The organism is Streptomyces sp. UF-297 (assembly GCF_058245575.1).
Genome location: NZ_JBSIBZ010000048.1, coordinates 27,514 through 50,854 on the forward strand (window position 1 = coordinate 27,514; position 23,341 = coordinate 50,854).

14 protein-coding genes are annotated in these 23,341 nt (G+C 74.0%); 6 read left to right on the forward strand and 8 right to left on the reverse strand.

The window, feature by feature from the left end:
* Positions 1 to 7,332 carry an SDR family oxidoreductase gene (locus AC4IJH_RS25085; RefSeq protein ID WP_490854101.1) on the reverse strand — a complete coding sequence of 2,444 codons (7,332 nt, stop codon included), beginning with the start codon at positions 7,330 to 7,332 and terminating at the stop codon, positions 1 to 3.
* A gap of 296 nt (positions 7,333 to 7,628) precedes the next feature.
* Here AC4IJH_RS25085 and cobT point away from each other — a divergent pair, with 296 nt between their 5' ends.
* The 3 genes from cobT to AC4IJH_RS25100 all read left to right on the forward strand — a co-directional run bounded on the left by cobT (position 7,629) and on the right by AC4IJH_RS25100 (position 11,262).
* Entirely contained in the window at positions 7,629 to 8,675 is a 1,047-nt protein-coding gene (cobT, locus tag AC4IJH_RS25090) for a nicotinate-nucleotide--dimethylbenzimidazole phosphoribosyltransferase (protein WP_490854102.1), read from the forward strand.
* 104 nt (positions 8,676 to 8,779) lie between these two features.
* Positions 8,780 to 10,561, forward strand: coding sequence for a phosphatidylglycerol lysyltransferase domain-containing protein (locus AC4IJH_RS25095; RefSeq protein ID WP_490854103.1), 1,782 nt, complete (start codon positions 8,780 to 8,782; stop codon positions 10,559 to 10,561).
* Positions 10,558 to 11,262 (forward strand): hypothetical protein, encoded by a 705-nt coding sequence (locus AC4IJH_RS25100; RefSeq protein WP_490854104.1) that lies wholly within the window; start codon positions 10,558 to 10,560, stop codon positions 11,260 to 11,262. Before AC4IJH_RS25095 ends, AC4IJH_RS25100 begins: the two co-directional genes overlap by 4 nt.
* 9 nt (positions 11,263 to 11,271) lie before the next feature.
* Here AC4IJH_RS25100 and AC4IJH_RS25105 read toward each other — a convergent pair whose 3' ends face one another.
* Positions 11,272 to 12,009 carry a hypothetical protein gene (locus tag AC4IJH_RS25105; protein ID WP_490854105.1) on the reverse strand — a complete coding sequence of 246 codons (738 nt, stop codon included), beginning with the start codon at positions 12,007 to 12,009 and terminating at the stop codon, positions 11,272 to 11,274.
* Between the two features lie 87 nt (positions 12,010 to 12,096).
* Here AC4IJH_RS25105 and AC4IJH_RS25110 point away from each other — a divergent pair, with 87 nt between their 5' ends.
* Entirely contained in the window at positions 12,097 to 12,921 is an 825-nt protein-coding gene (locus tag AC4IJH_RS25110; protein ID WP_490854106.1) for an adenosylcobinamide-GDP ribazoletransferase, read from the forward strand.
* Between the two features lie 83 nt (positions 12,922 to 13,004).
* Here AC4IJH_RS25110 and AC4IJH_RS25115 read toward each other — a convergent pair whose 3' ends face one another.
* The 6 genes from AC4IJH_RS25115 to AC4IJH_RS25140 all read right to left on the reverse strand — a co-directional run bounded on the left by AC4IJH_RS25115 (position 13,005) and on the right by AC4IJH_RS25140 (position 19,493).
* Positions 13,005 to 13,766, reverse strand: coding sequence for a GNAT family N-acetyltransferase (locus tag AC4IJH_RS25115; RefSeq protein ID WP_490854107.1), 762 nt, complete (start codon positions 13,764 to 13,766; stop codon positions 13,005 to 13,007).
* Between the two features lie 185 nt (positions 13,767 to 13,951).
* Positions 13,952 to 14,863: an endo alpha-1,4 polygalactosaminidase gene (locus AC4IJH_RS25120; protein WP_490854131.1), complete on the reverse strand. Its 912-nt coding sequence runs from the start codon at positions 14,861 to 14,863 to the stop codon at positions 13,952 to 13,954.
* Between the two features lie 164 nt (positions 14,864 to 15,027).
* Positions 15,028 to 15,690, reverse strand: a complete 663-nt coding sequence (locus AC4IJH_RS25125; RefSeq protein WP_490854108.1) for a spherulation-specific family 4 protein — start codon at positions 15,688 to 15,690, stop codon at positions 15,028 to 15,030.
* Between the two features lie 62 nt (positions 15,691 to 15,752).
* The gene (locus AC4IJH_RS25130) at positions 15,753 to 17,213 is read right to left on the reverse strand and encodes a hypothetical protein (protein WP_490854109.1); all 1,461 of its coding nucleotides are present in this window, start codon (positions 17,211 to 17,213) and stop codon (positions 15,753 to 15,755) included.
* Positions 17,210 to 18,814, reverse strand: a complete 1,605-nt coding sequence (pelF, locus tag AC4IJH_RS25135; protein WP_490854110.1) for a GT4 family glycosyltransferase PelF — start codon at positions 18,812 to 18,814, stop codon at positions 17,210 to 17,212. Before pelF ends, AC4IJH_RS25130 begins: the two co-directional genes overlap by 4 nt.
* 268 nt (positions 18,815 to 19,082) lie before the next feature.
* Positions 19,083 to 19,493, reverse strand: a complete 411-nt coding sequence (locus AC4IJH_RS25140; protein ID WP_490854111.1) for a hypothetical protein — start codon at positions 19,491 to 19,493, stop codon at positions 19,083 to 19,085.
* 491 nt (positions 19,494 to 19,984) lie between these two features.
* Between AC4IJH_RS25140 and AC4IJH_RS25145 the strand changes: the two genes are divergently transcribed.
* On the forward strand, positions 19,985 to 21,550 hold the full coding sequence (locus AC4IJH_RS25145; RefSeq protein ID WP_490854112.1) for a leucyl aminopeptidase: 1,566 nt from the start codon (positions 19,985 to 19,987) through the stop codon (positions 21,548 to 21,550).
* A gap of 369 nt (positions 21,551 to 21,919) precedes the next feature.
* The gene (gene lpdA, locus AC4IJH_RS25150; RefSeq protein ID WP_490854113.1) at positions 21,920 to 23,308 is read left to right on the forward strand and encodes a dihydrolipoyl dehydrogenase; all 1,389 of its coding nucleotides are present in this window, start codon (positions 21,920 to 21,922) and stop codon (positions 23,306 to 23,308) included.
* Positions 23,309 to 23,341 lie beyond the last annotated feature (33 nt).

Below are 23,341 nucleotides of genomic sequence, written 5' to 3' on the forward strand. Positions count from 1 at the left end.
TCACCAGCCCGACGCCGTACGCAGCACCTCGTCGGCGCCCGCCTCGCCCCAGGCCAGCTCGCGCAGCAGCGCCAGCACGCCCTCCTCGGGGTCGATCAGCCCGATGCCGCGCCGCGCGTACTCGCGGCCCAGCTCCGGGGTGACCATGCCGGTGTGCGGGCCTTCGGCGGGCGCCCACGGGCCCCAGTGCACGGTCAGCGCCCGGCTCCCGGTGCGCGCCGCCCACTGCCGTCCCAGGGTGGCCAGGGCGTCGTTGGCGGCCGCGTAGTCGCCCTGCCCGCGGTTGCCCAGCGCCCCGGCGATGGAGCCGAACAGGACGGCGAAGCGCGGCGGCGCGGCCAGTTCGGCGAGGGTGCCCAGCAGATGGCGGGCGCCGTCCACCTTGGTGCCGTACACCCGCCGGAAGGAGTCGGGGTCCTTCTCGGCGAGCAGCCGGTCCTCGATGACGCCCGCCGCGTGGACGGCGCCGTCGATGCGCCCGTACTGGGCGTGGATGGCCTTGACGGTCTGCTGTACGGCCTCGGCGTCGCGCAGGTCCACGGCCCGGTAGCCCGCCAGCCCGCCGAGCGAGCGGATCTCGGCCAGGGTGGCGGCCACCTCGCGCTGGGCGAGGATGCGGCCCGCCTCGCGGTCGATCTCGGCGGGGGCGAGGCCGCCGCGGGCTGCGAGGGCGGTGCGCAGCGCGGTGCGGTCGGCGGCGGATGCGGTGTCCGGGGCCTCGGCGGTCTCGGGCAGCGGCGTGCGGCCCAGGAGTTCGATGCGGCAGCGGGCCGCCGCGGCGAGCGCGAGGGCGAAGCGGGCGGTGATGCCGCGGGCGCCGCCGGCCAGTACGACCACGGAGTCCGGCCCCAGGCCCAGGGCCGCGGCCTCGGCGGCGCCGTCGCCCGCGGGCCCGGCCCCCGTGGTCCCCAGGAGCCCCAGCTCGGCCTCCACCGGCTCGATTCCGTGCCGCTGCCCGGGGCCGCCGGTGCGCAGCACGACCGGGGTGGCGTCGGGGGCGAGGAGTTCGCCGATCAGGATGTCGGCGAGGGCCACGGGGGGTGCGGCGGTGTCGAGTTCGACCAGGCGGGCGACGGTGTCGGGGTACTCGCGGGCGACCGTACGGAAGAAGCCGCGCAGCCCGGCGGTGTGCTCGGCGCCGGGGCCCTCGGCGGGGCGGGCGCACAGCAGCCGCTCGGGGCCGTGCGCGAGCGCCGCCTTGAACACCGGGAAGGCGGCGGGCAGTACGGGCTCGCGGGCGGTGAGCGCACCGAGGTGGACGATGCCGTCCAGGCGCCCGGCGTCCGGCTGCGGCAGGCGGTCGTCCGCGTGGCGTACGGCCTCGGCGCCGTGCTCGGCGAGGCGGGCGGCCAGCGCCTGGGCGACGGGGGTGCCCTCGCCGAGGACCGCGTACCGCTTGCCCGCCAGGGCGGTCGCGCCGGGCCCGGCGTCGGGGGCCGGGGGCAGCGGGACGGGCCGCAGGAGGTAGCGCTTGGGGGCGCCGACGGTGGGCTCGGCGGCGGGGGCGGACTCGGTCACCGGGCCGGATCCGGTGGCCGGGCCGGATCCGGTGGCCACAGGTGCCGGGGCGGCGGGCTCGGGGGGCGCCTCCCGCTGCGCCGGGCCGCCACCGACCCGCGCCGCCAGCCACGCCGCGATCGAGGACGCCGTACGCGCCCGCGTCAACTCCTCCAACTCCGCATCCGGCAACGACCGCAGATCGATCCCACCACCCGCCAGCCGACGCCCCAACTCCCCCGCAATCTCCGTCCGCTTGATCGAATCCACACTCAGATCCGCTTCCAGATCGAGACCCGGCTCGATCATCTCCACCGGATACCCCGTACGCTCCGCGATCACCGCAAGCACCGTCCGCACAATCTCCGCCTCGGACAGAGCCGGAGAGGGGGCGGGAGACGGGGCGGCGGGCTCGGGGGGCGCCTCCCGCCGCGCCGGGCCGCCACCGACCCGCGCCGCCAGCCACGCCGCGATCGAGGACGCCGTACGCGCCCGCGTCAACTCCTCCAACTCCGCATCCGGCAACGACCGCAGATCGATCCCACCACCCGCCAGCCGACGCCCCAACTCCCCCGCAATCTCCGTCCGCTTGATCGAATCCACACTCAGATCCGCTTCCAGATCGAGACCCGGCTCGATCATCTCCACCGGATACCCCGTACGCTCCGCGATCACCGCAAGCACCGTCCGCACAATCTCCGCCTCCGACAGAGCCGGAGCCGGTTCCTGGGCCGCTGCCTGGGCGGGCGTCGCCTCGGCCTCGTACGACGGCAGGGCCGCGGGAGCCATCGGGGCCGTCACCGCCGCCTCCGGCGCCAGCGGCGCGACGCCCCCCGCGCTCCCGAAGTACGCCATCAGCACGTCCCGCTGTGCGGCCACCATCTCGCGGCTGCTGCGCAGGAATTCGTTGATCAGGGCGTCCCTGTCGTCCTGTCCACCGGCAACGGGGCCCTGGATTCCGCTGGGCTGGTTCACGGTCGTCTCCTGGAGGCGTTGGCTGGGGGAGGTGAGCCGGATGCGCCGGGCCGGGCGCAGGGCTCCGGGGAGCGGTTCGCCCGCGGCGGTCCGTACGAGCTGGCCGTCGACGGTCCAGCCGGGGCGGGGCGGCAGCGCGTCGGGGTCGGCGGGCACCGCGTCGCGGCCGTGCAGCAGGCTGGTGGCCGCGACCGGTACGCCGCCCACCGCGAGCCGGGCCAGGGCGTCCAGGAAGCCGGGGAGCCCGGCGTCCGGGCGCGGTTCGCAGGCGACGGCCAGGTGCGGGCGGTCGCCGAGCACCCGGCCGACCAGGGTGGTCAGGACCGTGCCGGGGCCCGCCTCGACGAAGGTGCGCACCCCGGCCTCGTACATGGCCTCGATCTGCTCGGCGAAGCGGACCGGGGAGCCGATCTGGTCGGCGAGGTGGGCACGTACGGCCTCGGGGTCGGCGGGGTAGCGGGCCGCGGTGAGGTTGGCCCAGACGGGAAATTCGGGGGCGCGGACCTGCCGGCGGCGCAGCGCGTGGGCGAAGCGCTCGCCCGCGCCGTCGAGCAGCGGGCTGTGGAAGGCGCAGGCGACGGGGAGGCGGCGGGCGCTCAGGCCGGTGGCCGCGAGGCGGGTGACGGCCTCCTCGACGGCGGCGGTGGGGCCCGAGATGACGGTCTGGTCGGGGGCGTTGCGGTTGGCGGCGACGACGGTGCCCGCCAGTCCGGCCTCCCGCAGGGCCTGCTCGACGGCCTCGGCACCCGCCCCTACGGCGGCCATCGCGCCGGGGTCGCTGCCCACCGAGGCCAGGATCGCCTCGGCGCGCTCGGCGCTCAGGCCGGGGAGTTCGGCGGGGTCCAGGGCGCCTGCCGCGCAGAGCGCGACCAGTTCGCCGTAGCTGTGCCCGGCGGCGGCGTCGGGGCGCACCCCGGCGGCCAGCAGCAGGTCGTGCACGGCCAACGAGGTGATGCCCAGGGCGGGTTGGGCGATGCGGGTGTCGGTGAGGCGGGCCCGCTGTGCCTGGCGTTCGGCGTCGTCGAAGGCGGCGGGCGGGTACAGGGCGGCCGCCGCCGCTCCGCCGGCCCGCAAGTGGCGCTGTGTCTCGGGGAAGGCGGTGAGCAGTTCGGCCAGCATGCCGGGGCGCTGGCTGCCCTGGCCGGGGAAGAGGAAGGCGGTCCTGGCCGGCGCCGCGGCGTCCGTCTCGGCCGGCGGGTGGTCCTCGGCCCAGTGCACGCCCGGCGCCTGCTGCCCGTCGCGTACGGTCCGCAGCAGGCCGGCGAGTTCGTCCAGGTCCGTGGCGACGAAGGCCGCGCGGACCGGTCCGGTGCCGGACCCGGCGCGGCGGGCCGCGGTGAGCGCGAGGTCCCGCAGCCGCCAGGGGGCGTCTCCTTCGCGCGCCGTCTCCACCAGCGCCAGCAGGGCCTGTGCCGCGGGCCGCACGGCGTCCCGGTCGGCGCCGCGGAAGGTGAACAGCTCGGCGGGCCAGGCGTCCAGGCCCTGGCGCGGCGGTACCCCGGCGCCGTCTGCCCCCTCATCTACGTATGCCCGCATCACCACATGGAAGTTGGTGCCGCCGAAGCCGAAGGCGCTGACGCCCGCGACCCGGCGCGCGGGTGGTTCGGCCCAGGGCAGCGCGCGGTCGTGGAAGGCGAACGGGCTGTTCTCGGCGTCCCAGGCGGGGTTGGGGCGCTTCATGTGCAGGGTCGGCGGCCGTACGCCGGTGTGCAGGGCGAGCGCCGACTTGATCAGCCCGGCCAGGCCCGCCGCGCACTTGGTGTGCCCGATCTGGGACTTGACGGAGCCCACCACGCAGGAGCCGCGCTCGGCGCCCGCGGCCTGGAACACCGTTGCCAGCGTGGCGAGTTCGGTGCGGTCGCCGACGACGGTGCCGGTGCCGTGCGCCTCGACCAGGCCGACCTCGGCGGGGGAGATCCGGGCGTTGCGGTAGGCGCGCTCGACGGCGGCCCGCTGGCCCTCGGGCCGGGGCGCGGTCAGCCCCAGGGAGCGGCCGTCGCTGGCGCTGCCCACGCCCTGGATCACGGCGTAGATCCGGTCCCCGTCCCGCTCGGCGTCCGCCCGCCGCTTGAGCACCACGCACGCCACGCCCTCGCCGAGCGCGATGCCGTCGGCGTCCGCGTCGAAGGGGCGGCAGCGGCCGGTGGGCGAGAGCGCGTGCACGGAGGAGAAGAGCAGGTAGTCGTTGATGCCGTTGTGCAGGTCGGCGCCGCCGCACAGCGCGACGTCGGCGGTGCCGGCCACCAGTTCCTTGCACGCCACGTCCACGGCGGTCAGCGAGGAGGCGCAGGCCGCGTCGACGGTGTAGTTGGCGCCGCCCAGGTCCAGGCGGTTGGCGATGCGCCCGGAGATGACGTTGGCGAGCATCCCGGGGAAGGAGTCCTCGGTGAGGGTGGGCAGCTGTTCCTCCAGTTCCTCGGGGAGGCTGCCGAGGAAGGAGGGGAGCAGGGTGCGCAGGGTGGTGGCGTTGGCGGCGTCGCTGCCCGCCTCGGCGCCGAAGACGACGCAGGTGCGCTCCCGGGGGAAGGCGCGGTCCTCGTACCCGGCGTCCGCCAGCGCCCTCCTGGCCGCTTCCAGGGCGAGCAGCTGTACGGGCTCGATGCTGGCCAGGGCGTTGGGCGGGATGCCGTAGCGCAGCGGGTCGAAGGGGATCTCGGGCAGGAAGCCGCCCCACTTGGAGGCGGAGACATCGCCGCCGGTGGCGTCCTCGCCGTAGTAGACGCCCGTGTCCCAGCGGTGGCCGGGCACCTCGGTGACGGCGTCCACACCGCCCAGCACATTGGCCCAGAAGGTGGGCAGGTCGGGCGCCTGGGGGAACATGCAGGCCATGCCGACGACGGCGATGTCCAGGGGTTCGGGCGCCGGTTCGGGCCCGGCTTCGGTCTGCGGGGCGGGGACGAGGGTGCGTACGGCGGCGGCCCGCTGCTCGTAGCGCTCGGCGGCGCCGGGGCCCACGGCGTGGTGCAGGGCATCGATGGTGGTGGTCGCGCTGCGCAGCACCGCGACCTCCCCGGCCATGAACATGCCCTCGGCCAGCTGCCGTTCCTCGTCCACGTCCAGCAGTTCGTCGCCGTCGCGCTCGATGCCCTTGCTGGCGATGCGCAGCCGTCCGATGTTGAGCCGCTCCAGCTCCTCCCAGGCCTGCCGCTCGGGCACTCCCTGCGCGCGCAGTTCTTCCTTGCGGGCCCGGTAGCTCTCGGAGAAGGGGCTGGGGACGCAGCGGGTGGCGTGGCCGGGCGCGGTCTGCAGCAGGGCGGTGGCGCGGGCCTGGATGACCTGGCGCTGGAACAGCGGCTGGATGGCGCCGCGCCCCACGGCCTCTTCGGTGAAGAGGTAGGCGGTGCCCATCAGGACGCCCGCGCACACGCCGCGCGCGGTCAGCGGGGCGGCCAGGGCGGCGACCATGGCGCCGGAGCGCTCGTCGTGCACTCCCCCGGCGAAGAGCACCTCGACGGTGCGCGGGTCGATGCGGTCCCGCTCCTCGTCGAGGAAGTCCGCGAGCACCGCCAGCTGGGCCTCCCACAGCGGGAAGCTGTTGCGCGGCCCGACGTGCCCGCCGCACTCGGCGCCCTCGAAGACGAAGCGGCGCGCGCCCGCCCGCAGGAACTGCCCCAGCAGGCCCGGCGAGGGCACGTGCAGGAAGGTCTTGATGCCCTCCTCCTCCAGCGCGGCGGCCTGCGAGGGGCGGCCGCCGGCGATGATGGCGTGCGAGGGCCGCAGCTCGCGCACCACCGCCATCTGCGCGGTGCGCACCTCTTCGGGCGCGAAGCCCAGCACGCCCACGCCCCAGGGCCGCTCGCCGAGCGCGGCCCGGGTCTGCTCCAGTACGGTCCGGGTCTGCGCTGACCCGGACAGCGCGAGGGCGATGAAGGGCAGCCCGCCGCCGTCGGCCACCGCCGCGGCGAACCGCGCCTGGTCGCTGACCCGGGTCATCGGGCCCTGGGCGATGGGCAGCCGGGTGCCGAGCGCCTGGGCCATGGGCGAGTCGGCCCGCAGGGTGTCGGCGGGGGTCCCCGCGGCGCTCCCGCCGTCCTGCGGCGCGTGGGGCGCCGCCACCGCCCGGGTGACCGCCTCGCGCACCGCGCGTACGGCCGCGCCCGCCGTGCCGTACGTCCGCTCGAAGCGGGCGGCCAGGAAGCCGTCCTGGCCGATGGGCAGCAGCCGGTCGCGCAGCGCCTCGGGGGCGCCGGGGCGGCGGCGGTCCAGGACGCGGCGCCCGCCCACGACGACGGTCTCCGAGCCGTCCATGGTGCGCAGGACCCCGGCCACCGCCTCCGGGAGTTCGGCCTCGGCCAGCAGCGCGAGCTGGATGTCCAGGACGACGCCCGCCGCGCCGCCGATGACGGCGGCCGCCGCGGTGTGCGGCCCGATGCCGCCCGCCATCCAGACCGGTACGTCGCCCGCGGTGTCGGCCAGGATCTGCTGGAGCAGGACGTAGCCGCTCAACTCGCCGATGGGGCCGCCGCATTCGCTGCCGCGCACGATCAGCCCGGTGGCTCCCGCGCGCAGCGCGGCGCGCGCCTGTTCGCCGCCGGTGACCTCGCACAGCACCTCGCGGCCGGGGAAGTCGGCGGGGGCGCAGGGGGCGTCGGCGGCGAGCAGGACGGTGTGCGGGCCGCCGCGGTCGGGCAGTTCCAGGTCCGCCGGGCCCAGGGCGCAGCCCTCGGGCACGCGGACGCCGAAGCGGCCCGGCGCCCACTGGGCGGCGAGTTCGAGGGCTTCGCGGGCGCGCCGCCCGCCGCGGCCGAGGTCCAGGACGCCCAGCCCGCCGGCGCGGCTGACGGCGGCGGTGAGCCGTGCGTTGGGCTCGCCGAGGGGATTGACGCCGATGACGGTCCGGGGCAGACACCATCGAGACACGGGGATCGCTCTCTGTGTGGTCAGTCAGGGACGGTGAGCGGGCGGCGGTCCGGCCGCGGGCCGCGTACGAAGCGCGCGGGGCGTGCACCCCACCCGGCCCGTACGAGCCCTGGACGGCCGGTATGACAATCCGACGCAGACCCGAACGTAAGGGGATTGATCAAGCCCCGCAATCACTGTGGGTCCCAAGTGCGTCACATGGCGTAAAGAATCCGTGCGAGGTGACGGGGTGTGAACTGTGCCGGAGGGTCGGCCGCTTGAAGACCGGGTGCGCGCCAGCCGGTAATCTGCGCCCAATGAGCGCCCTGAACCTCGATGACTTCGCAAGCCGGATCGACCGCCCCGACGGCGGCGTGCGCCGGGACGCCGAGGAGCGGCGGGAGCGCCTGGCCGTACCGCCCGGATCGCTCGGCCGCCTCGGCGAGCTGGGCGAGTGGCTGGCCGCGGTCCAGGAGCGGGTGCCCGCCCGTCCGATCGAGCGCCCGCGCGCGGTGCTGTTCGCCGCCGACCACGGCGTGGCCGAGCTGGGCGTCTCCGCGCGCCCCGCCAAGGGCGCCAAGGATCTCGTACGGGCCGCGCTGGACGGCGCGAGCCCGGCGGCGGTGCTGGCGCGGCAGTTCGGCGCGCAGCTGCGCGTGGTGGACATGGCGCTGGACTGCGACGCCGAGGAGCTGCCCGAGGAGGTCACCCGCCATCGCGTACGGCGCGGCAGCGGGCGGATCGACATCGAGGACGCGCTCACCGCCGAAGAGGCAGAGAGAGCATTCCTCGCGGGCGTGGCCGTCGCCGACGAGGAGGCGGACGCCGGGACGGACCTGATCGCGCTGGGCGATGTGAGCGTGGGCGGCACCACCGCCGCCGGGGCCCTGATCGGCGCGCTGTGCGGCACCGACGCCTCCGTGGTCACCGGCCGCGGCGGCGCGCGCATCGACGACCTGGCGTGGATGCGCAAGTGCGCGGCGATCCGCGACGCGCTGCGCCGGGCCCGGCCCGTACTGGGCGACCAGCTGGAGCTGCTGGCGGCCACCGGCGGGGCGGACCTGACCGCGATGACCGGCTTCCTGCTGCAGTGCGCGGTACGCCGTACGCCCGTGATCCTGGACGGCGTGGTCTCGGCGGCCTGCGCGCTGGTGGCACAGCGGGTGGCCTTCCGGGCGCCGGACTGGTGGCTGGCCGGGCAGGCCAGCGGCGAGCCCGCCCAGGCCAAGGCGCTGGACCGGCTCGCGCTCAACCCTCTGCTCGACCACGGCGTCACTGCTGGTGAGGGGACGGGGGCGCTGCTGGCCCTGCCGTTGGTGCAGGCGGCCGCGGCCCTGTCGGCGGAACTGCCCGTACGCGACTGACGCTCGATCGGACGGCCCCGGCCCACAGGCGGCCGGGGCCCGTCCGTGACGGTCGGGATCACCCGAATCCTGGATAAAAGCGGCGCCCCATAAGATCAATCTTCATGGGAGAAGTCCGTTTGAGCCCGGATGAGAACCTGCGTCAGGGCCGTGTGCGTGGTCCCTGGCCGCAGCGCGGTGCCGCCTTCGCGGTCTGGTACCTGCGTGCCGTCACCTTCGTCAATTTCCTCAGCGCGGTGTGGGTGTCCTTCGGCAACGACATCCGCCGGCACAACGTCGCGGAGTTCTACACCCCCTATCTGCTGACCGCCGGCTTCGCCTCCGGGCTCTTCTCCCTGCTCTTCGCCGTCACCATGCGCCGGCGCAAGCGCGCCGCCTGGATCCTCAACCTCGTGCTGTCCGGGCTCTTCCTGGCGCTGCTGGGCCTCGTGATGGCGGTGGCGCCCGCCTTGCGCGGGCATGTGCACAACTGGGTCTCCTTCGCGCTGACCGCGCTCTTCGTGGCCTCGCTGATCGTGGGCCGCAAGGAGTTCTACGCCAAGGGCGACCGCTCCAACCCCAAGCTCGCCGCTGTCACCGCCGCGCTCGGCCTGCTGATCGGCTCGCTGCTGGCGGCCCTGCTGGTCACGGCCACCAACACCGCCGACGACGGCTACCGCTCCACCTTCTTCGACCGCTGGCGCTACGGCGTGATGCGGCTGGTCTCGGTGGCCGCCAACGACGACGCCTACCGCGGCATCACCACCCCCAACTGGGCCAACGTCACCATCAACGTGATGAGCATGCTGGTGCTGCTGCTCGTCCTGTGGGCGGCCTTCCGCTCCGTACGCACCACCGACCCCCTCACCACCGAGGACGAGGAGCGCCTGCGCGCCCTGCTGGAGCGGCACGGCGAGCGCGACTCGCTGGGCTACTTCGCGCTGCGCCGCGACAAGAGCGCCGTCTTCTCCCCCAGCGGCAAGGCCGCCGTCACCTACAAGGTGGTGGGCGGGGTCTCGCTGGCCTCCGCCGACCCCATCGGTGACCCCGAGGCCTGGCCCGGCGCCATCGACCGCTGGCTGGCCGAGGCCCGCGAGCACGGCTGGACACCGGCCGTCATGGGCGCGAGCCAGGAGGGCGGCACGATCTACGCGCGCCACGGCCTGGACGCCCTGGAACTGGGTGACGAGGCCATCGTGGACACCGACGCCTTCACCCTCCAGGGGCGCGCCATGCGCACCGTCCGCCAGGCCTACAACCGCGTCCAGCGGGCCGGTTACACCGTCCGTATCCGCCGCCACGAGGACATCCCCGAGCAGGAGATGCAGCAGCTGCTGCGGCTGGCCGACGCCTGGCGCGAGGGCGCCACCGAGCGCGGCTTTTCCATGGCGCTGGGCCGGCTGGGCGATCCGTCCGACGGGCGCTGCGTGATGCTGGAGTGCTTCGACGCCGAGGGCGCGCCGCGGGCACTGCTGAGCTTCGCGCCGTGGGGCGACAAGGGCCTGTCGCTGGATCTGATGCGCCGTGACCGGGACAGCGAGAACGGCCTGATGGAGTTCATGGTCCTGGAGCTGATCCAGCGCGCCAAGGAGGTCGGGGTCACCCGCGTCTCGCTGAACTTCGCGATGTTCCGCTCCGTCTTCGAACGCGGCTCGCGGCTGGGCGCGGGGCCCGTACTGCGGCTGTGGCACGGGCTGCTGAGCTTCTTCTCCCGCTGGTGGCAGATCGAATCCCTCTATCGCGCCAATGCCAAATACCGGCCGATGTGGGAACCCCGGTACATCCTGTTCGAAAAGAGCACCGATCTTCCGCGGATCGGCCTCGCCAGTGCCCGTGCCGAGGGCTTCCTGGAGATCCCCGGCCTGCCGAAGTGGCTGCACCGCAAGCACTTGGAGAGCAAGAGATGACCGAGCCGGCCCCGCGTCGCGCCGTGCGTCGCGCCGTACGCGCCGAGTGGGGCCCGCTGGCGATGGCCGTCTGGTCCGGCCTGCGCGCAAAGAAGCTCCGCGCGATCCCCATGACGCTCACGGCGATAGCGCTGACCTCCCTCTTCCAGTTCGTGCAGAACCAGCCCTGGGGCTATCAGGCGATCCAGAACATCGGTTCCGTACGCGCCGAGGAGCCGCTGTGGCTGGCGCTGCTGCGCACCCCGCTCTCGCTGTTCGTGCCCGCGCTGGATCTGCCGGTGTGGGGCGCGCTGGCGCAGATCCTGCTCGTCTTCGGGATCGCCGAGATCTGCATCGGCTGGTGGCGCACCCTGGTGGTGGCGTACGTCGCCACGCTGGCCGGGACGCTGTACGCGCGCCTGGGCATCTGGATCGGCCCCGACAGCCCCATCGGGCTGCCCGCCAGTGACGCCCATGTGATCGACACCGGGCCCTCGGCGGCCGTGGTGGGGCTGGCGGTCTTCGTGTGCTGGCGCTTCAGGGCGTGGCTGACCTGCGCGCTGGTGGTGGCCGCGATGGTCTACGAGGTGCTGTTCATCAAGAACAACCTGGCGGGCAAGGAGCACATCGCCGCGGTCCTGGGGGCGCTGGTGCTGTGCGGGCTGTGGGAGGTGCGCCACCGGCGCCGCAAGCCGGGCAGCGACCGGATGACGAGCGGATGACGAGCGGCGTCACCGGCTGGGGGCGCCGCCGATGACGTGATGGATCCGGCGGCGCAGCCCCGACCAGCGCACGTCGTGGCGGTAGGCGCGCACCTTGGCCCGGGCCCTGGCCTTGGGGCGCCTGCGGTAGAAGTGCCTGGCCCACAGCGAGTTGGGCCGGGCCAGCCGGATCGCGGCGAACATCGCCACGAACGGCACGAAGATCCCGATCACGGCCAGCCGGCCCTTCCCCTTGAACAGCGCGATCAGCGCGAAGAGGAAGTTGACGCCCACCGTCCGCATGACGCGGAATCTGCTGTGCATCTCGTCGGGCCCCAGCTCATTGACGCCGAAGGGCAAGAAGCCCGCCAGCACCAGGGCCACCAGCGCGACCGTGACGATCACGATCTCCACGCTCTTGGTGCCCTCCTCGCTCCAGTACACGTCGTCCAGGTGCAGCAGCAGTGCGAACTCGTCCAGCACCAGCCCCACCCCGATGCCGAAGAGCACCGCCGCCAGCGCCGTACCGAAGCCGCGCCGGCCGCCCGCGATGGCGGTGAACCCGCCGATCACCATCAGCACCACACCCGGGACGACGTGGTGGACGTGCAGCCCGCCGGGCGTGATGTTGCGGAAGGGGCCCTTGCCCGCCCGGATCAGCCGGGTGATGATCCGGGTCACCACGAAGGTCAGGACGAAGGAGGCCAGGGCGAGCAGCAGGGGCAGCTTGCCCGGCTCGATAATGTTGCGGAACCACCAGTGACCCATCCAACACCTTCCGGCCATTCCCGGTTTCAGCCCGTATGGGCAATTTAACGCCGCGGTGGGCCGTCCGACCCGGGATAGCCTTCCGCGGTGACCGACTCCCCCGCTCCCTCTCCCGCCCCGCCCTCCCCGTCCGGCTCGGTCCGCCCCCGCGACGCCCTGCGCTTCGCCTTCGGGACGCTCACCGTCATCCCCGTACGCGTAACGCGCTGGGACCGGGCGGCGGCACGCGGCGGAATGCTGTGCGCCCCCCTGGCCGGACTGGTGGTCGGGCTGTGCGCGGCGGGACTGGGCGGGCTGGTGCTCCTGCTGGACGACGGCCCGTTGCTCGCCGCGGTCGCCACGGCCGCGGTCCCCGCAGCGCTGACCCGCGGCCTGCACCTGGACGGCCTCGCGGACACCGCCGACGGACTGGGCAGCGGGAAACCGGCCGAGGACGCGCTGCGCATCATGAAGCAGTCCGACATCGGGCCGTTCGGCGTCATCGTGCTGCTGTTCGCGCTGCTGGCGCAGATCGCCGCCCTGTACGAGCTGTACGCGGCCGGGTGGGCGCAGGGCGCACTGGCCACGGCCGTCGCCGCGACCGCCTCCCGCTGCGCGCTGACGCTCGCCTCCCGCCGCGGCGTCCCGGCGGCCCGCCCCGAGGGCCTGGGCGCGGCGGTCGCGGGCACGGTCCCGCCGGCCGCGGCACTGGCGTGCGCGGCGGCGGTCATCGCCGCCTGTGCGGGCGCGGGCGCCCTCTTCGGCCCGTACGGCGCCCTGCACACGGGCCTGGCGGCGCTGCTCGCGCTGGCCGCCGCCGAACTCCTGCTGCGCCACTGCCGGCGCCGCCTGGACGGTGTGACCGGCGACGTCTTCGGCGCCCTCGCGGAGACCGGCGCCCTGACCGCCGTGGTGGTCCTGGCGCTCGGCTGAGCGCCGTCAGGACACCGCGGGCCGGTCGCGCCCACGCGGCGAAGCCGCAGACCGGCTCGGCCCCGCGCCCCTTGCGGAAGCGCTCAGGCGGCGATCCGCGCCGCCACGCAGGGGTCCTCGTTGCGGTAGCCGAGGCGCGTGTAGAGGCGTTCGGCGGGGGCGTTGTCGGCGAGCTGCCACAGGGTGCAAAAGCCGTGCCGGCGCACCGCGTAACGGGTCAGCCAGGACGTCAGCGCCGCGCCCAGGCCCTGGCCGCGCAGGCGCGCGTCGGTGGCGACGGACGCCATCAGCGGGGCGCCGCTGTCCCGCAGCGTGCTCAGGGCACCGCAGGCCACCAGCCGCCCGTCCGCCGCGTCGCGTATCCCGGCCCACAGGCGCACATCGGCGCTGCCGGGCCCGGTGGAGTGGTCGGGGCTGTGCTCGCCGAGGAAGGCCTGCAGCTCCTCGTGGTGGGAGGCATCGAGCTCGACGACCCGCTCCTCGCCGTCGTGGACGGGCGGTTCCTCCAGCGTCCAGCGGAAGACCCACTCGACGACGTCGGTCACCGTCAGATGGCGCCCGACCAGGGCGTCGGTGCCGCGCGGCCCGGTGAACTCCCGTACGCGGTCGGGGAGGTCCTGCGCGCCGCGCAGCACCAGTCCGGCGGCGGCGTCGGGCGCGCCGACGCTCCACACATGGCCGCGCGCGGCGTCCAGCCAGGCGGCGGCGCCGTCGCCGGACCAGCTGATCCGGTCGCTCCCGCGCTCCCGCGCGGCGCCGAAGCGCAGCAGGGCGGCGCCGGTCTGGTGTTCCAGGCCCTGGTCGAACAGGTCCGCGGTCCGGGGGACAAGGGTCGTTGCCTGCATCGCTCTCTGGGGAAGGACGTAGCCGTACGGGGAGGCGGGCAGCCCGGATACGCGCGGGGCGTGGCCGGAGCCGTCCGTGTGAAGTGTGGGGGGATACCCGGCAGCGGCTGCGCACGCGGCGCGCCCGTCCTGCCGGGTCGGCCCACTCTGACATACCGCCCCGGGCCCGGGGCAAATCCCCGCCCTCAGCAGGAGCGGCGCCAGGCGTCCAGGTGCAGCCGCTTCTGCAGCGAGCTGAGCTTCAGATCGCGCGCCTGGTCGCAGAAGCGGGCGGCGGGCAGCTCGTACTCCACGTGGAAGACGGCCTTTTGGGCCTCGATGAACGGGGTGAGGGTGTCGCACTCCTCGTACTGGGCGCACTGCTCGTTGACCGCGAAGTCGAAGTCACCCACCAGCTGCGGGATCTGCTCCAGGTCGTTCTTGAGGCCGACGGCCAGGCCCCGCTCGTGGGCGAGGGCGGCGATCATCCGGTTGAAGGCGAGCTGGTGCTCGGCGGTGAGCGGGAAGCCCGTCTCGTTGAGATAGCCGTCGACGTTGTCCGGCTCGACCGCGTCGAAGCCCTTGTCCCTGCACATGTCGAAGCGCTTGGCCATCAGGGGCTTGAGGACGTCGAGCCTGCGGATGTCCAGCCAGCGCTCGCCCTCCCAGCCGTTGCCGCGCCCCAGCACCTGTTTGGGGAACCTGCCCGCGTCGGGCCGGAAGTCCTCCCAGGCCCCGACGCTGACGTAGCAGATGACCTTGCGGCCCCTGCGGTGCAGATCGGCGACGGTGGACGCGGGGTGGTTGAAGCCGTCGATGTCGTAGACCGGTGCGTCCACGGTCACATCGAGCGTGCCGGTGAGCTGCCACTGCCAGGCGAGGCCGGGCTTGGGCTTCCAGCGCGGGCCCGAGGGGGTGGGGGTGGGCGAGGGCGTGGGCGAGCCGGAGGGGGACGGAGTGGCGGAGGGGCCGGGAGAGGCGGGGCGGCCGGTGCCGGGGGAGGACGCGGACGAGGACGGGCGCGACGGGGACGGGCCGGGGCTGTCGTCGTCGCCCGAGGACTGCGAGCAGGAGGCGAGCAGGGCCGTGGCGGCCAACGCGGCCGGCACGAGCGGCAGTCGACGCCTGGCCGGACGCTTCGGAGCCTGCGGAGTTTTCCGGTCCTGAGGATCCTGAGGAATCTGCGGAGCCTGCGGATGCTGCGGAGCCGGCGGATACTGCGGGGCGTTCGGGGTCTGCGGCGTCATCACATGTCTCGGGGTCATCGGGCGTAACGGGAGCATCAGGTTCTCACCAGGGAGAGCGGAAGGGTGTCCCACGGGTGCGGTCCGCCGCCGGGCACCGCGCAGTGGACGGCCGCGCCGCGCAGCCGTGACAGCTCGGCGACCTCGTCGTGGCGGCCCTCGGGCACGGAGTGCACCAAGTGGCAGAAGCGCTCGGGCGGTTGGCCCAGGGCCCATGGGGGGATCCGGGCGTGCTCGTAGGCGTCCCAGGTGTCCTCGAAGGTGACCAGGAGGTCGGCGACGTCGAGGTAGCCGGGGTGCGGGTGGACCCCGTGGTTGAGCACCACGCAGGCGGCGCCCGCGGCGCGGGCCGCGACGGCCAGCCTGCCGTAGTGGGGCAGCAGTTCGGGCCCGGACGCCGCCTGGTCGAAGAAGGCGCCGTCGGCCGCGTACCAGTCGCGGTGGCGCAGCAGGTCCTGGACCACGGCGGCGTGCGGGCGCCGCCCGTAGTCGGTGTCGGTGTAGCCCAGTACGCGCACACCGGCGGCCCGCAGCCGGGCCGAGACACCGGCGAACGCCGGGTCGGGGGCCTCGCCCGGCCCGTTGTACGGATTGAGCACGACGCTGTGGACCTCGGGGGCCGCGTCGATCAACGCGTCCCAGGCGTCGGGGCGTTCGGCCGGGTGCTCGTAGAGCGGGACCAGGTGCCGGCGGCGGGTCATCGCGGGGTGGTACTCCTGTCGGGATCGGAGGGTCGTTCGCGGGCCGGGTGCCCCGCCGCCGCTCACCGGTGTGCCGTGACCCGCCCCAGCAGCGCCGAGCCCAGCGCCGCCAGGACCAGGGCCGCCGCACCGCAGATGGCCAGCTGGGCCAGGGCCGGCGAGAGCGGCCCGGTGAGCAGGACGGCGGTCTGGGCGGCCGCTGCCGCGCCGCAGACCACGGCGGCGATCAGCACGGCGCCGAACGCCTGGAGCAGCAGGGCGGTCCACAGGACCGTGCCCAGGAGCAGCAGGCCCGTCAGGCGGGCGGCGTCCAGGTCGGGGCCGCCGGGCCACAGCAGCGTGCCGGCGTACGCGAGCAGGGCCAGGACGGCGAGATAGCCCAGCAGGCAGGCGGCCAGCGAGCCGGAGGTGGCGCGCCAGAAGGCGGCCGGGGTGGTGCTGGCCCGCAGACCGGCCAGCGCGCGGCTGCGGTAGCGGTACAGCAGCCACTCGGCGGGGCCCATGCTCAGCGTCAGGGCGACGGCCGAGGGAGCCGCTATGGCCGCGCCCGGCCCGTACCGCAGTACGTCGCCCAGCGCCGTGTGCAGCACCAGGACGCCGATGGCCAGGCCGAAGAGCCCGTAGGGGACGGAGGCGAAGGCGCGCGGGGCGGCGCCCTGGCGCTGCGGGCCGCGGCGGCAGCGCACCACCGTCTCGGCGGCCAGCGCCACCGCGGCGCCCAGGGACAGCACCAGCAGCAGGCTCCGTACGAGGCCGGGCAGTTCGACGGCCGCCATGGCGGCGGCGCCCGCCGCGAGGGGCAACAGGGCGCACAGCAGGGCGCGTTCGCGGCCCAGGACCAGCAGCGCGGTGGCCGCGCCGAGGTAGACGGCCTGGCCCGCGGCGAAGACGATCGCGCCGGGGGCGTCCCCGTCGATCGCGGTCACCGCCCAGGCCAGCGCCGTGCCCGCCAGCGCGCCCGCCGGCGCCCCGATCGCGAGGGAGGTGGCGGCGGCGCCGCGCTCCCCCAGCCCCAGCCAGGAGTACGCGCGGTGGGCGAGCGCCTGGTTCCACACCCAGCCGGTCAGCGCGCCGGCCAGCAGCGGGAGGGTGCCCGCCGGCAGCCCGTGCGGGTCCGGCGGCCCGGACAGCAGATGGGAGCCCACTACATAGGCCAGCCCGGGCATCGCGAAGACCAGGGCGCGCAGCAGGCACCCCAGCGCGCTGACCCGCCAGGGGTTCTCGTACGGGCCAGCGGGCTCGGGGTAGCGGCGCGGGACCCGCTCGAAGAGCTCCTCGGCCAGGGCGAAGGAGCTGTCCCTGCCGTAGGTGAGGCGGATCTGGTCGTCGCTCATGCCGTCGGACTCGATGATGGCGGCGATCTCGTCGGGGTGCACCGCGGCGGCGATCAAGTCGCCCATGCGGGCCGCGAGTTCGTCGATGGGGTCGGGCGCGGCCCATCTGGGCGCACGGGCCCGGGGCACGTGCGGCAGCCCCGCCGCGCGGTCGTGGTCCCCCGGCGTCAGCCACATCGGCCCGCTCACCAGGCGCCCCCTTCGGCCGTGAGGCCGTCGGCAGTGATCCCGTCGGCGGCCAGCGCGGACCAGGGGTCGCGCAGCTGGAGGGTCCAGTCGTCCAGCGCGGACCGGGCGGCCCGCTGCCCGCCGTCGCCCGCCAGTTCGCGGTAGATGGAGCGGAAGCCGTCCACCGACCGGCGCAGGGTGAACTGGTCGATGACGCGCTGGCGGGCCCGGCTGCCCAGCTCGGCGCGCTTCTCCCAGCCGCCCTTGAGCAGTTCGAGGGTGGCCTTGGCCATCGCCTCGGGCTCGCGGGGAGGCACCACCAGACCGGTGTCGCCGACCGCCTCGCGCACCCCGCCCACGTCCGTGGAGACGGTGGACCGGCCGCACGACATGGCCTCGATCAGGCTGAAGGGGAAGCCCTCGGAGATGCTGGAGAGCATCACCACGCTGCCCGCGGCGTACGCGCGGGCCACGTCGTCGATCCGGCCCTCCCAGGTCAGCCCGTCCGTCACGCCGAGGGAGGCGGCGAGCTTCTCGCAGCGGGTCTTGTACTCCTCCCCGCCGGCCGGGACCCCGCCGAACAGCCGCAGCCTGAGGTCCGGGATGTCCGCGCGCATCAGCGCGTAGGCGCGGATGAGGGTTTCCAGGTCCTTGATGGGGTCGATCCGGCCCGCCCAGCTCAGCGTGAGGACGTCCGGCTCGCGCTCGGCGTGCGGGAAGAGCTGCGGGTCCACGCCGTTGTAGACCGTACGGATCTTGTCACCGGGGGTGCCGCCGCGCTCCTCCCACCGGCGGTTGTACTGGTTGCAGGGGGTGATCAGATCGGCGGCCCGGTAGCTCTCGATGGTCAGCTGCCGGTAGAAGCCGAGCATCAGGGCCTTGACGGGCCAGCGCTGCGCCTCGGAGCGGTAGCCGAGATAGCGCTCGCGCAGGTAGATGCCGTGCTCGGTCAAAAGGAACGGTACGCCGTCGAAACGCTTGGCTCCCAGCGCGGGAAGGGTGGCGAGGCCGTTGCTGACCGCGTGCGCGACGCTGTCCTCGGGGACGCGTACGGACAGCGGGCGCAGCGCGTGTTCGAGCAGGTCGGTGGCGGTCAGCGCGTCGTGCACGGTGGGGCGGGCCTCGCGGGTGGCGATGTGCGGCAGCGTCCAGATCCACATCAGGGAGCGCACCGCCGACTCGGTGCGCAGCGCGGCGCTGAGCCGCCCCTCGCGGGCGAGCGCGGCCAGTTCGTACAGCTCGGTGCCGAAGTCGGTGCAGGACTGCGGGTCGAGCAGGGAGAGCAGGAAGCGCTCGTAGGTGTCGACGAAGCGGCGGCGCTCGCGGCCCCAGGGCTTGAGGGCCGAGCGGCGGCCGGGCGGCGCGCCCCACATCGGCACGGAGGAGTGCTGGTAGACGTTGGACGGCAGCTCCCAGGTCACCGGCTCGCGGCCGCTGCCGGTGAGTGCGATCACGTTGAAGTCGACCTCGGGCATGCCCCGTACGAGCTGGTCGCACCAGGTGGAGACGCCGCCGTGGACGTGTGGGTAGGTGCCTTCGGTGAGCATCGTGACATGACCGCCGGGCCGCGGGCCCTCGGCGTCAGGACTTCGGCTGCCTACCTCGTACAGGGTTGCGTTCATGGCAGATCCCCCCCGGGACATGGGTGTCAGAGCGGTGGTGGGTACGGAGTGTGCGAGAGGTGTGGGCGAGGCGGCATCGGTGGGTGCGATGCCGGGGGGTGTGGGAGGTGCCGGTGGCTGACCGGACGGATGAGAGCGGTTACGGCGGCAGGGGCGAGGGGCGGTTCCGGAAACGGTGTGCGGGCAGGTGGAAGTGCGCGCCGGGTGCGCGGCGTGCGGTGGTGGGGCGGCGGCGTCGATGGCGCGGCCCTTGGGCCGGCGCGCTCTCTCAGGCTGCGCCCGGACGTATCGGTGCGACGGCGGCCCCGGACGGCTCGGCCACGGCCCGCTCCGACACCCGGCCGGTGATTCTGCCGCCGAACTCGGCGGCCCCGTAGGCCAGTTGACGTCTGGTGCCCTCGGGCATCGTAGCGGGCGCGACACCCCCCGACGGAGCGGTGGCGCCGACGTCCTTGCCGATTCTGTACGCCGCCGCCTCGTGCGCGGCCAGGGGGCGCGAGCGGGGCGCGCGGCGCTGGACTTCCTGGCCGCTGGCACGTTCCGGCGCCTTGGCCGGGGGCGCGTGGCCGGTGAAATGCCCGTGGCGGGCGCCGGGAACTTTGTCCAGAACCCGATAGGCGAGGCGGCCCTCGGCGAGGGCGGGCCTGCGGAGGTGGCACGGGCGCGGATCGTTGGCCATGGCTCGTTCCGGGTCGGACGGGTCGGGCGTCGTACAGGCCCGGGCGGGCGGTCGTCCCGCAACCGGCGCAGCGGTCGCGAGCAGCGTCGACAACACCCTGACCGGCCTGTCGTTACTGCCCATCGGCGCAGTTCCTTCCCCCCGGAAGACCCCCCTGCCCCTGGAGCGACGCCAGGCAGGCTCGTGGACATGATGCGAAGAATTGCGGTGCTCCATCCTGCAGTCGCCACGACTGTGGCGCACGTCTCATTCCGTGCGCGGTGGTTGACGTGAGAGCACCTCCGGACGGGTGAGCCACAACCACCCAAACTCGAACAACTTCCCTTGCCTTTTCGCGCACTTGAACACACCTGGGGCGGAAGGGAGCGCCGTGCCGCGGCAGGCCGGCGCCGCGGCGGGCGGGGGCGGGCGCAGGCACCGAGCGTAGGCTCGGCCGCAGTAGCGCCCCTGCGCGCGAACGGACCCTCCGACGGAACAGGACCTTCATCACCGTGACTGCACTGACCCTCAGTACTTCTTCTGCCGCGACGCTGCGCGCGGACGCCGTCGTCGTCGGCGTGGCCAAGGGCGCCAAGGGCCCCGTACTGGCCCCCGGGGCCGAGGCCGTGGACAAGGCCTTCGGCGGGAAGCTGGCCGCCGTGCTGGAGACCCTCGGCGCCTCGGGTGCCGAGGGCGAGGTGACCAAGCTCCCGGCCGCCTCCGGCCTCAAGGCCCCGGTCGTGCTGGCGGTCGGCCTGGGCGAGGCGCCCGCCAAGGGCGACGGCTTCGCCCACGAGGCGCTGCGCCGCGCCGCGGGCAGCGCCGCCCGCGCGCTGACCGGTTCCAAGAAGGGCGCCTTCGCGCTGCCCGTCGAGGACGCCGAGGACGTCGCCGCCGTCGCCGAGGGTGCGCTGCTGGGCGCGTACGCCTTCACCGCGTACCGCAGCAACGGCGCCGACAAGGCTGCGGGCAAGGCCGCCAAGGGCGCCGCCAAGCAGGACGGCGCCGCGGCCAAGCAGGCCCCGCTGGCCGAGGTCGCGGTCCTGGGCGCCAAGCCGCGCGACAAGGAGCACAAGGCCGCGGCCGCGCGGGCGACCGCGCTGGCCGCCGAGGTCAACCGCGCCCGCGACCTGATCAACACCCCCTCCAACGACCTCACCCCGAAGTCCTTCGCGGCGCAGGCGCAGGCCGCCGCCAAGGAGTTCGGCCTCAAGGTCGAGGTGCTGGACGAGAAGGCGCTGGCCAAGGGCGGCTACGGCGGCCTGATGGGCGTGGGCCAGGGCTCGGACAACCCGCCGCGGCTGGTCAAGCTCGCCTACACGCACGCCAAGGCGAAGAAGACCCTGGCGCTGGTCGGCAAGGGCATCACCTACGACTCGGGCGGCATCTCCCTGAAGCCGGCCGGCCACAACGAGACCATGAAGTGCGACATGAGCGGCGCCGCCGCGGTGTTCGCCGCGGTCGTGGCCGCCGCCAAGCTGGGCCTGGAGGTCAATGTCACGGGCTGGCTGGCGCTGGCGGAGAACATGCCCTCGGGCTCGGCCACCCGCCCCGGCGACGTGCTGACCATGTACAGCGGCAAGACGGTGGAGGTGCTCAACACCGACGCCGAGGGCCGCCTGGTGCTGGCCGACGCGCTGACCCGCGCCTCGGAGGAGAAGCCGGACGCGATCGTGGACGTGGCGACCCTGACCGGCGCGATGGTGCTGGCGCTGGGCAACCGCACCTTCGGCGTGATGGCCAACGACGACGCCTTCCGCACCTCGATCTTCGAGATCTCCGACGAGGTCGGCGAGCAGTCCTGGCCGATGCCGATGCCCGCCGAGCTGCGCAAGGGCATGGACTCCCCGGTCGCCGACATCGCCAACATGGGCGAGCGGATGGGCGGCGGCCTGGTGGCGGGCCTGTTCCTGAAGGAGTTCGTGGGCGAGGGCATCGTCTGGGCGCACCTGGACATCGCGGGCCCCGCCTTCCACGAGGGCGCCCCCTACGGCTACACCCCCAAGGGCGGCACCGGCTCCTCGGTGCGCACCCTGGTCCGGCTGGCCGAGCGGACCGCCGCGGGCGACCTCGGCTGACGCCGCGGCTGCCGTGCCGGAGCGGCGAATCTCACAATCCCGGCAAAGTCGACCCGTCGGGCCTCACGGAGCTGACAGAGTCGTACCTTTTGTCCGTACGGCCCCGGGCGCACTCCCCGGGGCCGTACGAATGCGTTCGCCCTTGACGAAATCCGCACGGGCGTACGCACGAGTAACCCCCTGAGGCGGCCGATCGGCCGTCTCGGAGCCCGGCCCGCCGTCCCGCCTTCGTTCAACTAGTGCGAAGATGGGTTCTTGGCAGGACAGGGCCCCCCTTACCCAGGGCCGAAGTCAACAAGCGGCCGAACAACAGCCGCCGCCCGGTCACAGGAGACCGGCTCCGGCGTACCCATGCATGGAGGACGTGACGTGGCGAACGACGCCAGCACCGTTTTCGACCTAGTGATCCTCGGAGGCGGTAGCGGCGGTTACGCCGCTGCCCTGCGCGGGGCGCAGCTGGGCCTGGACGTCGCCCTGATCGAGAAGAGCAAGCTCGGCGGCACCTGCCTGCACAACGGCTGCATTCCCACCAAGGCTCTGCTGCACGCCGGCGAAATCGCCGACCAGGCGCGTGAGGCCGAGCAGTTCGGCGTCAAGGCCACCTTCGAGGGCATCGACATCGCGGCCGTCCACAAGTACAAGGACGACGTGATCTCGGGCCTCTACAAGGGCCTGCAGGGCCTGGTCGCCTCGCGCAAGGTGACCTACATCGAGGGCGAGGGCCGGCTCTCCTCCCCGACCTCCGTCGACGTGAACGGCCAGCGCATCCAGGGCCGCCACATCCTGCTGGCGACCGGCTCCGTGCCGAAGTCGCTGCCGGGTCTGGAGATCGACGGCAACCGCATCATCTCCTCGGACCACGCGCTGAAGCTGGACCGCGTCCCCGAGTCCGCGATCATCCTGGGCGGCGGCGTCATCGGCGTCGAGTTCGCCTCGGCGTGGAAGTCCTTCGGCACCGACGTCACCGTCATCGAGGGCCTCAAGCACCTCGTCCCGGTCGAGGACGAGAACAGCTCCAAGCTTCTTGAGCGCGCGTTCCGCAAGCGCGGCATCAAGTTCAACCTCGGCACCTTCTTCGACAAGGCCGAGTACACCGACAGCGGCGTCAAGGTCACCCTGGCCGACGGCAAGACCTTCGAGGCGGAGGTGCTGCTGGTCGCGATCGGCCGCGGCCCGGTCTCGCAGGGCCTCGGCTACGAGGAGCAGGGCGTCGCGATGGACCGCGGCTACGTCCTGGTCGACGAGTACATGCAGACCAACGTGCCGACCATCTCGGCCGTCGGTGACCTCGTCCCCACCCTCCAGCTCGCGCACGTCGGCTTCGCCGAGGGCATGCTGGTGGCGGAGCGGCTGGCCGGTCTGAAGACCGTGCCGATCGACTACGACGGCGTGCCGCGCGTGACGTACTGCCACCCCGAGGTCGCTTCGGTGGGCATCACCGAGGCCAAGGCCAAGGAGCTGTACGGCGCCGACAAGGTCGTCGCTCTGAAGTACAACCTCGCGGGCAACGGCAAGAGCAAGATCCTCAAGACCGCGGGCGAGATCAAGCTCGTCCAGGTCAAGGACGGTGCCGTGGTCGGCGTCCACATGGTCGGTGACCGTATGGGCGAGCAGGTCGGCGAGGCCCAGCTGGTCTACAACTGGGAGGCCCTGCCGGCCGAGGTTGCGCAGCTCATCCACGCGCACCCCACGCAGAACGAGGCGCTCGGCGAGGCCCACCTGGCCCTGGCCGGAAAGCCCCTCCACTCCCACGACTGACCCCAGTCCGGGCGCGACCACATCCGCACTTTC

Bases quoted from the DNA above. Each gene is read 5' to 3' on its own strand.
- AC4IJH_RS25125 (WP_490854108.1), bottom strand. From the start codon at position 15,690: ATGACCCGCCGCCGGCACCTGGTCCCGCTCTACGAGCACCCGGCCGAA.
- pelF (WP_490854110.1), bottom strand. From the start codon at position 18,814: ATGAACGCAACCCTGTACGAGGTAGGCAGCCGAAGTCCTGACGCCGAG.
- AC4IJH_RS25115 (WP_490854107.1), bottom strand. From the start codon at position 13,766: ATGCAGGCAACGACCCTTGTCCCCCGGACCGCGGACCTGTTCGACCAG.
- AC4IJH_RS25140 (WP_490854111.1), bottom strand. From the start codon at position 19,493: ATGGCCAACGATCCGCGCCCGTGCCACCTCCGCAGGCCCGCCCTCGCC.
- cobT (WP_490854102.1), top strand. From the start codon at position 7,629: ATGAGCGCCCTGAACCTCGATGACTTCGCAAGCCGGATCGACCGCCCC.
- AC4IJH_RS25105 (WP_490854105.1), bottom strand. From the start codon at position 12,009: ATGGGTCACTGGTGGTTCCGCAACATTATCGAGCCGGGCAAGCTGCCC.
- AC4IJH_RS25100 (WP_490854104.1), top strand. From the start codon at position 10,558: ATGACCGAGCCGGCCCCGCGTCGCGCCGTGCGTCGCGCCGTACGCGCC.
- AC4IJH_RS25095 (WP_490854103.1), top strand. From the start codon at position 8,780: ATGGGAGAAGTCCGTTTGAGCCCGGATGAGAACCTGCGTCAGGGCCGT.